We start from the raw sequence: 13,024 nt of genomic DNA, 5'->3' as shown, positions 1-13,024 counted from the left end.
GCTTTTCTCGTTTCTACAAGCGTTAGCGTTGATGCAACCGGCCGGAGCCGGTTCATCCTGGCATCGAGCATCAGGCAGTCACCCGTGTGATCCCGCCGCTCGACAAGAGCCGCACGCGCTGACCGGCATAAAACATCTGCCCGTCGGCGGACTGGGTGATCGCGCGCAGATCGCCGTTGTCGAGCCGCACCGTGATCTCGAGGCCCTTCTGCCGTTCGAGATGGTCCTGCACCTGATCGCCCGCCACGGCGCCGGCCAGTCCGCCGATCACACCGGCGAGCAACGAGCCGTGTCCGCGGCCGACCGCGCTGCCCGCGACCGCGCCGAGCAGGCCGCCGCCGAGCGCGCCGAGCGGGCTCGACTCGCCGTTGTTGTTTTCGATCGTCACGCCGCGCACGCTTTCGACGGTCGCCATGCGCACCGTTTCTTCGTGTTGCGTTTGCATGCTGTTGTACACGTCGGCGGAACTGCCCATCGACGCACAACCGCTCAATGCCACCGTGCAGGCGACGGCCAGTGCGCATACCGCCTTAGTCGACTTGTTCATGTTTTGCTCCTCAGATCGGACGATGCCTTGTTGGGTTCGGCTCGCGTCACGTATGTCGCGTCGCCATGGAATGCATCGTAAAGAGGCTGAATGAGCGCTGAATGATGACGCGCGGCGCGCTTGACCTGCATGATTGAAGCGCTTATACAGAACTCTCACCGCTCGCGACCGGAGTCCTGAATGACAAGAAACGCGATTCCCCTCGTGGTTTGCGCCGTCGCTCTCGCTGCGTGTTCCACCGACGGCTCCTATACCGCACCACCGCCCGGCACCGTGACGACCACGCTGCCCTCCGGCGGCGTCTACAAAGGCTCGCTCAAAGGCAGCGCCGCGGAAGCCACCCTGCTCATGCTCTTCGACGGCACCGCGTATCTCTTCTACGGCGGCGCGGGCGGCACGGGGCTCGCGGGCGTCGCGGTCGCGAAGAACGGCGCGCAGTCGAGCGACGGCCGCTTTACCAGCGATTCCGCGTTCGACTATCGCGTCGGCCGGGCGCCTGCATCGCCCGCCGTGTTCAACGTCGACTTCGCGCGTGCGCCGGCCGTCGATGGAACCGTCGCGAACAAGGACGGCAGCGCGGGGCTTGCGTTCTCCGGCAACGCCGCGACGATCCTCGACATCGCGCCGACTCGCGCCAACTTGGGCGGCCTCTACAGCGGGCGCGGCATGGCGCTGGGCGGTACGACGCAAACGCGCATCACGATCGCGGGCGACGGCTATCTGGCCGGCACGACGACATCCGGCTGCATCTTCAAGGGCACGGCCGCGCCGCACGAAGGCGCGAACGCATACGATATCTCGGTGACGTTCGGCCCCGCGCCCTGCCCGCTTCCCGATACGACCGTTACCGGTAATGCGGTGCTCGACAGCGCGCGCCTCATCGTGGCCCTGCCGAGCCCGAATCGTTCCGACGTATTTCTCTTCGACGGCCGGAAATAGCTTCCGCGTGAGGCGGCGCGCGGCCCCGAAATCAGTCGTCCAGTGCTTACATAAGCGTTTTCTGTCCTAAGATTCTTTCACTGCAGGCAGCGTCGCGGCGTTCGCGTCCGGTTGCTTTCCGGGCCATGCGGTTCGTCGAAAGTAGTCGTGGGTTGGTCGGTGCAAGTTTTCGAGGAGTCTTGCTTTGCATGGAACCGGAGCGCAGCGCCCAAGCGCCCGATCCGGTCGACAACAACAGGAGACAAACCAGATGAACGCAACGCTCAAGCTTTTGCCGTTGGCCGCCGGTGCGATGTTCGCCTGCCTGCCGTATGCGAACGCCGCGCAGGACAACGTCAACACGCTGTCGAACTTCCGTCAGACCGGCAATACCGCGCCGGCCGAAACCATCCCGCAAGCCGGCCAGACCGCCGACGCGCTGCGCAAGAATCTCGAGCAGATCAAGCTGCCGCCGGGCTTCAAGATCGAGCTGTACGCGGTGGTGCCGGAAGCCCGCGCGATGACGATCGAGCCGTCGACGGGCGTCGTGTTCGTCGGCACGCGAAAGAATCGCGTGTGGCAGGTGACCGATCGGACCAAGCAGCGCGTCGCGAGCGATGTCGTGCAATTCGCGTCGTCGGTGACGTTCAAGGTGCCTAACGGCGTGTGCTTCTCGCCCGACGGCGTGCTGTACGTCGTCGAGCAGAATCGTGTGCTCGGCTTTCCGGCCGCGCAGTTCTTCGGCGAAGGCGGGCCGGATGTCGCGGCGGCGGTCGTCGTGCCGCAGGGCAAGCTGATTCCGACGCAGTTCGAAAGCTTCAATCACGGCGCGCGGTATTGCCGCGTCGGGCCGGACAAGAAGCTGTACATCGCGCTCGGCCAGCCGTGGAACGTGCCGCCGAAGGACAAGCTCGCGGAACTGGATCGCAACGGGCTCGCCGGCATCATCCGTCTGGATCAGGACGGCAAGAACCGAGAAGTGTATGCGCACGGCGTGCGCAATTCGGTCGGCCTCGATTTCAATCCAAAGGACAAGACGCTCTGGTTCACCGATAACCAGGTCGACGGCATGGGCGACGACATCCCGCCCGGCGAGCTGAATCACGCGACGAAAGCGGGCGAGAACTTCGGCTTCCCGTGGTACGGCGGCGGCAAGGTCCGCACGGTCGAGTACAAGGACCAGAATCCGCCGGCGGGCGTCGTGTTTCCGCAGGTCGAGTTCGCCGCGCACGCCGCCGATCTCGGCATGTCGTTCTACAACGGCAAGATGTTCCCGCAGAAGTATCAGGGCGGCGTCTTCGATGCGGAGCACGGCTCCTGGAACCGCACGAAGCCGATCGGCGCGCGCCTCATGTTCATCCCGATCAAGGACGACGGCACCGCGGGCGAGGCGGAAGTCTTTGCGGAAGGCTGGCTTACGTCGAGCGGCGAGTACATGGGACGCCCGGTCGACGTGCAGATGCTGCAGGACGGCTCGCTCCTCGTCTCCGACGACTACGCGGGCGCGATCTACCGCATCTCGTATACGGGGGCCAAATGAGGATGACGTTGACGGCGGCAGTGTTGGCAGGCGTATTCGCGGCGATGTCGCACGCCTCGTTCGCCGCCGGCGACGTGAAGGCCGGGCGCGCGAAGGCGTCGGCGTGCGCGGCGTGTCACGGCATCGACGGCATGTCGAAACTGCCGGAAGCGCCCAATCTCGCCGGGCAGACGGAGGAGTATCTCGTGAAGGCGCTCAACGATTTCCGCTCGGGCGAGCGCAAGAACGAGATGATGTCGATGATGGCGAAGACCTTGTCGGACGCGGATGTCGCCAATCTGGCAGCGTATTACCACAGCCTCGGCAAACAGTGACTGCGGCAAGGTGTTGCAAATTTGCTGCGGTACAAACCCGATTGCGATTTTTTTATTTTAGGTATTGACGCGGAGGCTTAAGGGTTTATACTTACACCTGTCTCCTCCATGTCTCAACCGATGTGGATTCAAGCCCGCTCAATGAAGCGGGCTTTTTTTTCGCCTCGTATTTCTGCGCTAACCAGCGTCGCCGCGCCGCGCATCCAGCGCCTCGCGCGAACGTTCCAGCTCTTCCGCAATCATTTTTTCGTCGGGCAGCACCGTCTGATATTCAGCCGCCAGAATCTTGTTCGGCAGATTGTCGAGCGCGTAGCGTGCCTCCGCACTGCCCTTTCCCGCGCACAGAATCAGCCCGACCGGCGGGTTTTCGCCCGGCTTCATCCAGTGCTCGCGGGCGTAATTCAGATAGAGATGCATCTGGCCCGCGTCCGCGTAGCTGAACCGGCCGACTTTTAGATCGATAACGACGAGGCACTTCAGCCGTCGATGGAAGAACAGCAGATCGACGCGGAACCACGTATCGTCGATGCGCAGCCGTCGCTGCCTTCCGACGAACGCGAAGTCGTCGCCGAGTTCGAGCAGGAAATCCGCGAGGCGCCGGATCAGCGCGTCCTCCAGATCCGACTCGGAATACTCGTCCTTGATGTCGAGGAATTCGAGGACGAACGGATCCTTGATCGCTTCCTCGGGCGTGAGCGCATCGCCGGGCGCGCGCTCGGCGGCCTTTTCCAGCAGCGCCGCCTTGTTGCGCGACAGCGCGAGCCGCTCGAAGAGCTGACTGTTCACCTGCCGGTCGAGCTGGCGGACCGACCAGCCCTCGCGCAACGCTTCGCTTTCGTAGAAGGCGCGCGCGGCGTCGCTTTTCACGGAAAGCAGTCGCACGTAAGCCGACCACGGCAGTGCGAAACGGGCAGCGAGCGCGGCTAGACGTACGTCGGCGGTAGCGGACGGCGAGGAAAGCGCGGATTTTCCAGACGCCGTCTGGAGCATTTGCGAATCCGCCGGCGATTTTCCAGACGCCGTCTGGAAAATCCGCTCGGGCGGCCATTGCTGATAGAACGCGCGCATGTTGGCGAGGTTCGCCTTGCCGAATCCTCTGCCGAAACGGCTCGTCAGATCAGTGGCCAGCCGCGCGATGAGCGTCTCCCCGTAAGCCGCCCGATGCGCTCCGCCCTGCTCCGATTCGACGATCCGCCGCCCGATTTCCCAGTACGACGCCGTCATGATCGCGTTGACGCTCCGTGCGGCGGCGCGCCGCGCGCTTTCGAGCACCTCCACGATGCCCGAACGGAATTCGTCGTAGTCGTTTGCGGCAATCTCGTGCTTGGTCATGCGTCGAATGTCTCCGTGCGGTGCGGCCCGTCGGCACGCATCAGCGCTCGAATATAGCGGATTCGCCTCCCCGTCGAGGCGCGGCATCCGCACGGAGCTTCGATCTCGTCGATTGCTGGTCTCCAAACGCGCCCCTCGCGCAAGGCTTGGGGTTACCCTCCCAGGCTCGTAGGCCTCGATGCTTTATGTTGTCCACAGATTTGGTGCACAAGCCTGTGGATATCGTTTTAGATATTGCTGCAACGCATTGATTCGACAACGCTTACATCCGACGCCCAGCGACGCGCCCCGTTCGCGCCAGCCGGTTCAGTCGGCATTCGGCATGCAGGACGCGACTATCGCGTCGATGCGATTCATCTCGATGCTGAAAATCGACTGCGGCGCGGTGGCGTTCAACTCGTCCGCGGCGGAGCGCGGCAGCGCCATCGCAATGGTGGCCGTCGCGAGCAGCGCGACAACCACTGACAGGAACCAGGAAAGAACGACCATCGCCAACCTCGTCAAGAAAGTCTCTCTGAATCGGCGCGCGTGAACGTCAGCGCGTGATGTAAAGAGTACGGCCGCGCGATGCTTCGCACAGCCCTACGGACGGGGGGACTTGAAGGAGGGTGACTACGGGCGCAGCCGCGGCGCGGGCGTGGTCGAAACGCCCTGTGCGAGCGCCGCGGCTTCCTGCGCGCGCATCGCGCGGAGAAAGCCTTCGCGTTCTTTCAGGCGGCGCCAATATTCGGCGATCGACGGCGCGAAGCCATCGCTCAAATCCACAAACTCCGCGAGCATCAGCGCAAAGCCGACGGAAATGTCCGCCGCCGTGAAGCGCTCCGCGCACAGATACGGCTGCGCGTCGAGAAGCGGCGCGAGCGTGCGCAGGCGGGCGTGAAACCATCGCGCGTAGTCATCGGCGATCTGCGGCTGCAGGCGCTCCGGCGGCTCCAGATGCCGATAGCGCAGAACGAGCGTCTGCGGAAAGGTGAGCGTCGCTTCGCCGAAATGCAGGAAGTTGAGATAGCGGCCGAAATCCGCCTCGTGCGGCGCGACATCGAGCGCGCCCGGCGAATAGCGCGCCGCCAGATACTGGCAGATCGCCGACGATTCCGTCATGAAGAGCGCGTCATCCTCGAACGCCGGAATCGTGCCGAGCGGATTCACGTCCTTGAAACCGCGAGCGAACACGCGCGGCGGAAACGGCAACATCTTCAGTTCATATGGCACGCCGATCTCTTCCAACGCCCACAGCGGCCGGAACGAGCGCGCGCTCACGCAGTGATGCAGCGTAATCACGTCGATGCCCCGCTCAGCCGAGCCAGGACGGTTTGCGCTTTTCGAGGAAGCTGCGCACGCCTTCGCGACCTTCGTCCGATGCGCGAATCCGCGCGATGCGCTCGGCGGTCTCACCGATCAACGTTTCGTCGATGTCCTTGCCGGCGAAATCCGCGACGAGCCGCTTGCATTCGCGCACGCCGTTCGGGCTGTTCGCGGCGATGCTGGCGGCGATGGCATCGACGCATGCGTCGAGCTGATCGGCGGCGACGGCTTCATGCACGAAGCCAAGACGCAGCGCTTCGGCGGCATCGAAGCGCTCCGCCGTCACGAAGTACCGATGCGCCGCGCGCGCGCCCATCGCGCGGATCACGTAGGGCGCGATCGTCGCGGGCATCAGGCCGAGCTTCGCTTCGGAGAGGCAGAAGTGCGCCGTATCGGCCGCGACCGCAATATCGCACACCGCAACGAGGCCCATGCCGCCCGCGTAGGCGTCGCCCTGCACGCGCGCAATCACCGGCTTCCCGCATGCGTAGATCGTGTTGAGCATGGTCGCGAGGCCGAGTGCATCGGCGCGGTTTTCCGCTTCCGAATAGCCTGCCATGCGCTTCATCCAGGTGAGGTCCGCGCCCGCGCAGAACGCCGGGCCGTTCGCGGCGAGGATGATGACGCGCACGTTGGCGTCGTCGTCGAGCGCGCGGAAGGCGGCGGTCAGCTCGACGATCGTCGCATCGTCGAACGCGTTGCGCACGTCGGGACGATCGAGCGTCACGCGTGCGACGTGCCCTTCGATGCCGAGCTTCAGGCGTTGCAGATTCGTTGCGTCCGTCACGGTGTCGTCTCCCTGATACATGCGAATTGAGCGTTACTCAATTTATTGAGGCTGTCGGCCGAATTTTGTCGTTCAGTGTCTGCGAAAAACGCGCAAAAGGTCAACTCAATTGTTTGAGCACGACTCACAACTGACCGGACCACAATCATCCGGCCAGACCCATGATCGACATGTAACAGAGTGAGCATGCGCCGACGTAATATAGTCGGATATATTACGGTCTCGCCGAACTGCACGGCCCCACGCTCGCGGCCGCCAACGCGCCGCCCAACGTCGATCCATAACCAGAACTTCCATTCGATTTAAGGAGCCTTACGTGAAGACTCGTATTTTGCGCGCTTTGCTTTCCGCCTTCGTTCCGTTAGCCGTCGGCGTCACCGCGGGCATCGCTGCCACGTCGGCGCTTGCCGGGGAAGTGCAGGTCGCGGTCGCAGCCAACTTCACGGCGCCCGTGCAGGCGATCGCCGCCGACTTCGAGAAGGACACGGGCAACAAGGTCGTCGCATCGTTCGGCGCGACGGGTCAGTTCTACGCGCAAATCAAGAACGGCGCACCGTTCGAAGTGTTCCTCGCCGCCGACGATTCCACGCCCGCCAAGCTCGACAGCGAAGGCGCAACGGTGCCCGGCAGCCGCTTCACGTACGCGACGGGCGCGCTCGCGTTGTGGTCCGCGAAGGACGGCTACGTCGACGACAAAGGCGAAGTGCTGAAGAAGAACGACTTTCGGCACATCGCGATCGCCAATCCGAAGGCCGCGCCTTATGGCCTCGCCGGCTATCAGACGCTCGACAAGCTCGGCCTGACGGCGGAGATCAAGCCGAAGGTCGTCGAAGGTCAGAACATTTCGCAGACGCAGCAGTTCGTCGCGACGGGCAACGCAGAGCTCGGCTTCGTCGCGTTGTCGCAGATCTACAAGGACGGCAAGATCACGAGCGGCTCGGCGTGGATCGTGCCGTCCAATCTGCATGAGCCGATCAAGCAGGACGCCGTGATTCTGAACAAGGGTAAGGACAATCCGGTCGCGAAGCAGTTCATCGATTATCTGAAGGGCCCGAAAGCCGCCGCGGTGATCAAGTCCTACGGCTATCAACTGTAATTCCGCCCATGCCGCTCGATAGCGCCGATCTCCAGGCCATCACGCTGACGCTCGAACTGGCGTCGCTGACGACGGCGCTTCTGCTCGTCGTCGGTACGCCGATCGCGTGGTGGCTCACGCACACGCGCTCGAAGGTGAAAGGCATCGTCGGCGCGGTGGTAGCGCTGCCGCTCGTGCTGCCGCCGACGGTCATCGGCTTTTATCTGCTCGTACTGATGGGGCCGAACGGTTACGTCGGCAAGCTGACGCAGTCGCTCGGCATCGGCTTGTTGCCGTTCACGTTCACCGGTCTCGTGGTCGGCTCGGTGATCTATTCGCTGCCCTTCGTCGTGCAGCCGTTGCAGAACGCGTTCGAAGCCATCGGCCGCCGTCCGCTCGAAGCCGCCGCGACGCTGCGCGCCGGTCCGTGGGACACGTTCTTCACGGTGGCGCTGCCGCTCGCGCGGCCGGGCATCGTCACGGCGACGATTCTCGGCTTCGCGCATACAGTCGGCGAATTCGGCGTCGTGCTGATGATCGGCGGCAACATTCCGGGGCGCACGCGTGTCGTGTCCGTGCAGATCTTCGATCACGTCGAAGCGCTCGAATACGCTCAGGCGCACTGGCTCGCGGGCGGCATGGTGGTATTCTCGTTCGTCGTTCTTCTGATGCTCTATTCCAGCCGGCGTTCCGTCGCGGCTCATGTCTGAACTCACTACTTCCCGTCCGACGCTCGGCCACGCGCAACCCCGTTCCGGCGAAGCCATCGCGGCGCGCTTTCTCGTCGAGCACAAAGGCTTCACGTTCGATATCGATCTCACGCTGCCCGGGCGCGGCGTCACCGCGATCTTCGGCCATTCCGGTTCCGGCAAGACCACGCTTTTGCGATGCCTCGCGGGCCTCGCGCGGCCGCGCGTCGGGCGGCTCGTCGTCAATGGCGAAGTGTGGCTCGATACCGAACGCAACATCTTTCTGCCGACGCACAAGCGGCCGCTCGGCTATGTCTTTCAGGAAGCGAGCCTCTTTCCGCATCTGAGCGTGAAGAAGAATCTGCGCTTCGGGCTCGATCGCGTGGCGGCGGCGGAGCGTCGCGTGGATCTGTCGCAGGCGGCGGAACTGCTCGGCATCGGGCATCTGCTGGAGCGCGCGCCCGCCGGCTTGTCCGGCGGCGAGCGGCAGCGCGTGGGCATCGCGCGGGCGCTCTTGACGAGCCCGCGTCTACTCTTGCTCGACGAACCGCTCGCGTCGCTCGATCAGAAACGCAAGCTCGAAATCCTTCCGTATCTGGAACGTCTGCACGACGAGTTGGATATTCCCGTGCTCTACGTGAGCCACGCGCCGGAAGAAGTCGCGCGCCTCGCGGATCATCTCGTGCTGCTCGAAGGCGGCCGCGCGCTCGCGAGCGGCCCGATCGCCGATACGCTCGCACGGCTCGATCTGCCGCTCGCGCTCGCCGACGATGCATCGGTCGTATTCGAAGGCATCGTCGATGGATACGACAGCGCGTACGGTCTGCTCACACTCGCGTTGCCGGGTTCTCGCGCGAAGCTCGCCGTCGTGCATGCGCCGATGACCTGTGGCAAGACGATGCGCGTGGCCGTGAAAGCGCGCGACGTGAGCCTCATCACCGGCACGCACGAACACGAGCGCAGTAGCGTGCTGAACGTGTTGCCCGCGACGGTCGTCGGCATTGCGGACGACACCAATCCGTCGCAGGCCGTGGTGCGACTCGATGTCGACGGCTCGCCGCTGCTCGCGCGCGTCACGCGTTATTCGATCGACCGGCTCGGCATCGTCCAAGGCATGCGGCTGTGGGCGCAGGTCAAGGCGGTGTCGCTACTCGCCTAAGCGCGCCTTCAGCGCGGCGTATTGCAGAAGAATGATCGTCTTGCCGTCCACGATCTCGCCGCGCTCGATCATCTGCATGGCCGTTTGCAGCGGCACTTCGATCGTCTCGATCTCCTCGCCCTCTTCCTTCACTCCGCCGCCTTCCGACACGCGCATCGAGCCGTCGTAGTCCCCGATATAGAAGTAGAGCTTCTCCGTCACCGATCCCGGGCTCATGAACGCCTCGAAGATCTTTTCGACGTGATGCACCCGGTAGCCCGTTTCCTCTTCCACTTCGGCGCGGATGCGCTCTTCAGGCGTTGCGTCGTCGAGCAGGCCGCCGGGCGTTTCGATCAGCATGCCGTCGTGTCCGTTGACGAACGCGGGCATTCGAAACTGGCGCGTCAGCAGCACGTTGCCGATCTTGCGGTCGCGCAGCAGGATGGTCGCGCCGTTGCCGCGGTCATAGGTCTCGCGGCTTTGGCGCTGCCAGGCGCCATCGCGGCGCTGAAAATCGAAGGTCACCTTTCTGAGGACGTACCAGTCGTCCGCCAGGACTTCGGTTTTGAGGATGCGCACGCGGTCTTTCGTTTCCATCGGATCACCTGTTCGACAACTCGTTGAACTCATGGTAGCGTGCAGTTTCGTGCAATATCAAGCATATTCGTGCAACGCCATGTTGACCAGCCAACGCAAGAAAGCGATCCTCGACGCCCTGAAGCGCGACGGCCAAGTGCTCGCCGCTGAACTGAGCGCGCGTTTCGGCATTTCCGAGGACACCGTCCGGCGCGACCTGCGCGAGCTCGCCGCCGAAGGGCTGCTCCAGCGCGTGCATGGCGGCGCACTGCCCGCTTCGCCCGCGATCGCGCCGTTCGCGCGGCGCGAGGAAATGGAATCGGATGCGAAACGGTGCATCGCGAAGAAGGCAGCGGAGATGATCGCGCCGGGACAAATCGTGATCGTCGATGGCGGCACGACGTCCGCGCTGCTCGTGCGTCAATTGCCGGAGAATCTGCGCGCGACGATCGTCACGCATAGCCCGAGTGTCGCGGTGGCGCTGGCGGACCACGCATCGGTCGAAGTCGTGCTGATCGGCGGCACGCTCTACAAGCATTCGATCGTCACCGTCGGCGCGGCCGCCGTCGAAGCCATGTCGCATATTCATGCCGACATCTATTTCATGGGCGTCACCGGCGTGCATCCGACAGCCGGACTCACCACCGGCGATTTCGAGGAAGCGCACATCAAGCGGGCGCTCGCGGCGCGCGCGGCGGAAACCGTCGTGCTCGCGTCGGCGGCGAAGCTCAATGCGGCGTCGGCTTACAAGATCGGCGGGATCGAACTCGCGCAGGCGATCATCGTCGAGAAGGCCGCCGACACGAAACTGACCGAGCCGATCGAACAAGCCGGAATTACCGTGTTGCGCGCCTGAAATAGCGACACTTAATTACCGGGTAACGCGCCGAAAAATACGCGCCGATTCGTGTAATTGAATTTCTCCGGCAAGTGGAATAGCGTTGAAAGATGCGCCGTGTCCGGTCAACAGCGGAGGTCGGTTTTCCGTTATAGGCATCGACACCGCAAACAATTTTTCTGGAGAAGGTCGTGAATCGCCTGAAGGCTTTTATCGCGCTATCGCTGATCGCGAGCGCGGGCGTGACCGCCGATGCATACGCGTGGTCGCGCGTCGGCGTATGGGTCGGCGGACCCATGTATTACCCGTATCCCGTCGCACCCGTGCCGTATTACTACTATCCGCCGCCGCCCGTGGTCGTCCAGCCGGCCGCGCCGGTCCAGTACGTCGAGCAGGGACAGGCCGCCGCCGATCCAGGCGCGCCCGCCCAGCAAGCCGGCATGTGGTACTACTGCGACTCCGCGAAGGCCTATTACCCCTACGTCAAGCAATGTGCCGACGCATGGCGTCCGGTTCCGGCTACGCCGCCGCCATCGAACTGATGCCTTTTCCGGCGCCCTGAAACACACAACGAAGCGAACTCGCAAGATTCCATGAACTACTCAAGGCTTGCCCTGCTGCTCACGGCGATCGGCCTTTCGGCCTGTACCGTGATGCCCACCGGCCCGAGCGTGATGGCGCTGCCCGGCAGCACGAAGACGTTCGACCAGTTCCGCGCCGACGATGCATCGTGCCGCCAGTTCGCCCTCAATCAGGTCGGCGGCGTGGACGCCAATCAGGCGGCGACCAACAGCGCAGTCGGCAGCGCGGTCGTCGGCACTGCGCTCGGCGCGGCGGCAGGCGCGGCGTTCGGCGGCGGCTCGGGCGCGGCCATCGGCGCGGGCGCGGGCTTGCTGACCGGCAGCGCGTTCGGCGTCGGCGCATCGCAGGCATCGGGTTACAACGTGCAGCAACGCTACGACTACGCCTATCTGCAATGCATGTATGCCGCCGGCGACAAGGTGCCGGTGCGCGGCGCCGTGCGCACCACCGGTCAGCCTTCCGGCGCTTACAGCACGACACCGCCGCCGCCCCCGCCGCCTGGCTGGCAGCCGCCGCCCGGAACGTACTGACGAAGTCGTCAACGCCGCATGCGCCGCTCATCGCCACTGGCGTTCAGCGGCGCGTCGGGCACGAACGCCGGCGCAACGAGCAGGCCCGTCACCCAGCCGATGTAAAACCGCAAGTCGCTCCAGAACTCCGACCGTTCATAAACGCGAAACGCCTGCACGTGCGCGAGCCATAACACGAGTTGCAGCGCGCCGGTCAGCACGAGCCACGCGAGCGCGATCACACCGGTCGCGCGGGCGCAGCGCCTGAACGTCGACGCATCCCACTGTTCCCGCACGATGATGCATCCCGCGATCAGGACACAGGTCGCCGGAATCACGCTCGTCACGAGCACGTGCGCGCTCCATCCGAAGATCACGCCGGCGACGAAGCTGACGATCACCGCGAGCGCCGCCACGGACCACGCGAGCCACGACGGCGCGCGCGCCGCCATCCACGCGACCGTAATGAAGAACGGTATGACCGCCCATTGCAGCGCCTGCGCGACGGCTTTCGCGAGGTTCTCGCCCGCATGCTCGTTCGAATGGCCCGCCGCGACATACACGGTGATCGCCTCGTGCACGCAGACCGCGACCACCGCGAAGCTCAACGCCTCGCACGCGGCGAAGGCCGGCGATTTTTCGGCATGTTCGGGCGCATCGCCGAGAACGCGCACGCGTTCCAGCACGGGTTCGACGAAGAACGCGAGAATCGCGCCGATCAGGAGCGCGGCGGCGGCATCGGTCAGGGAGAAATGGCCGAAGACGGAAAAGAGGCCTTGCCACAGAAACTCGGGCGCGGCCGCGCACACGGCCACCCACAGCGCGAAGAAGAACCCGTTCGAAGCACTTCTGAGCGGCATGGCCACCTCGATGC

The 13,024-nt window shown here is 64.3% G+C and carries 16 protein-coding genes; 9 read left to right on the top strand and 7 right to left on the bottom strand.

Annotated features, from left to right (window positions below; genetic code table 11):
- Positions 1–70: 70 nt before the first annotated feature.
- Positions 71–547, bottom strand: coding sequence for an outer membrane lipoprotein (locus tag NCS28_RS23675; protein WP_250516215.1), 477 nt, complete (start codon positions 545–547; stop codon positions 71–73).
- 180 nt (positions 548–727) lie between these two features.
- On the opposite strand from NCS28_RS23675, the gene NCS28_RS23670 reads away from it, so the two are divergent.
- The 3 genes from NCS28_RS23670 to NCS28_RS23660 all read left to right on the top strand — a co-directional run bounded on the left by NCS28_RS23670 (position 728) and on the right by NCS28_RS23660 (position 3,319).
- Complete coding sequence (locus NCS28_RS23670) at positions 728–1,486, top strand: hypothetical protein (RefSeq protein WP_250516214.1); 759 nt, start codon at positions 728–730, stop codon at positions 1,484–1,486.
- Positions 1,487–1,736: 250 nt separating this feature from the next.
- Positions 1,737–3,005, top strand: coding sequence for a PQQ-dependent sugar dehydrogenase (locus NCS28_RS23665; RefSeq protein ID WP_250516213.1), 1,269 nt, complete (start codon positions 1,737–1,739; stop codon positions 3,003–3,005).
- Positions 3,002–3,319 carry a c-type cytochrome gene (locus tag NCS28_RS23660; RefSeq protein ID WP_250516212.1) on the top strand — a complete coding sequence of 106 codons (318 nt, stop codon included), beginning with the start codon at positions 3,002–3,004 and terminating at the stop codon, positions 3,317–3,319. The genes NCS28_RS23665 and NCS28_RS23660 overlap by 4 nt, the downstream gene beginning before the upstream one ends.
- A 177-nt stretch (positions 3,320–3,496) precedes the next feature.
- Here the strand turns inward: NCS28_RS23660 and NCS28_RS23655 are convergent, their stop codons facing one another.
- The 4 genes from NCS28_RS23655 to NCS28_RS23640 all read right to left on the bottom strand — a co-directional run bounded on the left by NCS28_RS23655 (position 3,497) and on the right by NCS28_RS23640 (position 6,764).
- On the bottom strand, positions 3,497–4,651 hold the full coding sequence (locus tag NCS28_RS23655; RefSeq protein WP_250516211.1) for a PDDEXK nuclease domain-containing protein: 1,155 nt from the start codon (positions 4,649–4,651) through the stop codon (positions 3,497–3,499).
- A gap of 306 nt (positions 4,652–4,957) precedes the next feature.
- Positions 4,958–5,140, bottom strand: a complete 183-nt coding sequence (locus tag NCS28_RS23650; protein WP_250516210.1) for a hypothetical protein — start codon at positions 5,138–5,140, stop codon at positions 4,958–4,960.
- 123 nt (positions 5,141–5,263) lie between these two features.
- Entirely contained in the window at positions 5,264–5,932 is a 669-nt protein-coding gene (locus tag NCS28_RS23645; RefSeq protein WP_250516209.1) for a glutathione S-transferase family protein, read from the bottom strand.
- A 13-nt stretch (positions 5,933–5,945) separates the two neighbouring features.
- Positions 5,946–6,764, bottom strand: coding sequence for an enoyl-CoA hydratase/isomerase family protein (locus tag NCS28_RS23640; protein WP_284505700.1), 819 nt, complete (start codon positions 6,762–6,764; stop codon positions 5,946–5,948).
- A 319-nt stretch (positions 6,765–7,083) separates the two neighbouring features.
- Here NCS28_RS23640 and modA point away from each other — a divergent pair, with 319 nt between their 5' ends.
- The 3 genes from modA to modC are packed head-to-tail and all read left to right on the top strand — an operon-like array spanning position 7,084 to position 9,666.
- Complete coding sequence (modA, locus tag NCS28_RS23635) at positions 7,084–7,839, top strand: molybdate ABC transporter substrate-binding protein (protein WP_250516272.1); 756 nt, start codon at positions 7,084–7,086, stop codon at positions 7,837–7,839.
- Positions 7,840–7,847: 8 nt separating this feature from the next.
- Entirely contained in the window at positions 7,848–8,528 is a 681-nt protein-coding gene (gene modB, locus NCS28_RS23630) for a molybdate ABC transporter permease subunit (protein WP_250516207.1), read from the top strand.
- The gene (gene modC, locus NCS28_RS23625; protein WP_250516206.1) at positions 8,521–9,666 is read left to right on the top strand and encodes a molybdenum ABC transporter ATP-binding protein; all 1,146 of its coding nucleotides are present in this window, start codon (positions 8,521–8,523) and stop codon (positions 9,664–9,666) included. The genes modB and modC overlap by 8 nt, the downstream gene beginning before the upstream one ends.
- On the opposite strand, the gene NCS28_RS23620 is transcribed toward modC, so the two are convergent.
- Positions 9,655–10,242 (bottom strand): NUDIX domain-containing protein, encoded by a 588-nt coding sequence (locus NCS28_RS23620; RefSeq protein ID WP_250516205.1) that lies wholly within the window; start codon positions 10,240–10,242, stop codon positions 9,655–9,657. The genes modC and NCS28_RS23620 overlap by 12 nt on opposite strands.
- A 31-nt stretch (positions 10,243–10,273) precedes the next feature.
- Here NCS28_RS23620 and NCS28_RS23615 point away from each other — a divergent pair, with 31 nt between their 5' ends.
- The 3 genes from NCS28_RS23615 (at position 10,274) to NCS28_RS23605 (ending at position 12,171) form a co-directional block, all read left to right on the top strand.
- Positions 10,274–11,077: a DeoR/GlpR family DNA-binding transcription regulator gene (locus NCS28_RS23615; RefSeq protein ID WP_250516204.1), complete on the top strand. Its 804-nt coding sequence runs from the start codon at positions 10,274–10,276 to the stop codon at positions 11,075–11,077.
- Positions 11,078–11,250: 173 nt separating this feature from the next.
- Entirely contained in the window at positions 11,251–11,601 is a 351-nt protein-coding gene (locus NCS28_RS23610) for a hypothetical protein (RefSeq protein WP_250516203.1), read from the top strand.
- Between the two features lie 51 nt (positions 11,602–11,652).
- A complete protein-coding gene (locus tag NCS28_RS23605) occupies positions 11,653–12,171 on the top strand; it encodes a YMGG-like glycine zipper-containing protein (protein ID WP_250516202.1) in 519 nt (172 codons plus the stop codon).
- 8 nt (positions 12,172–12,179) lie between these two features.
- Here the strand turns inward: NCS28_RS23605 and NCS28_RS23600 are convergent, their stop codons facing one another.
- Positions 12,180–13,010, bottom strand: a complete 831-nt coding sequence (locus tag NCS28_RS23600) for a hypothetical protein (RefSeq protein WP_250516201.1) — start codon at positions 13,008–13,010, stop codon at positions 12,180–12,182.
- Between the last annotated feature and the right edge of the window lie 14 nt (positions 13,011–13,024).

The sequence above is a fragment of the Caballeronia sp. INDeC2 genome, from assembly GCF_023631325.1.
In the GTDB taxonomy this organism is placed as follows: domain Bacteria; phylum Pseudomonadota; class Gammaproteobacteria; order Burkholderiales; family Burkholderiaceae; genus Caballeronia.
The sequence above is the reverse complement of the archived record's forward strand: the minus strand, read 5'-3'. Positions and strand labels throughout refer to the sequence as shown.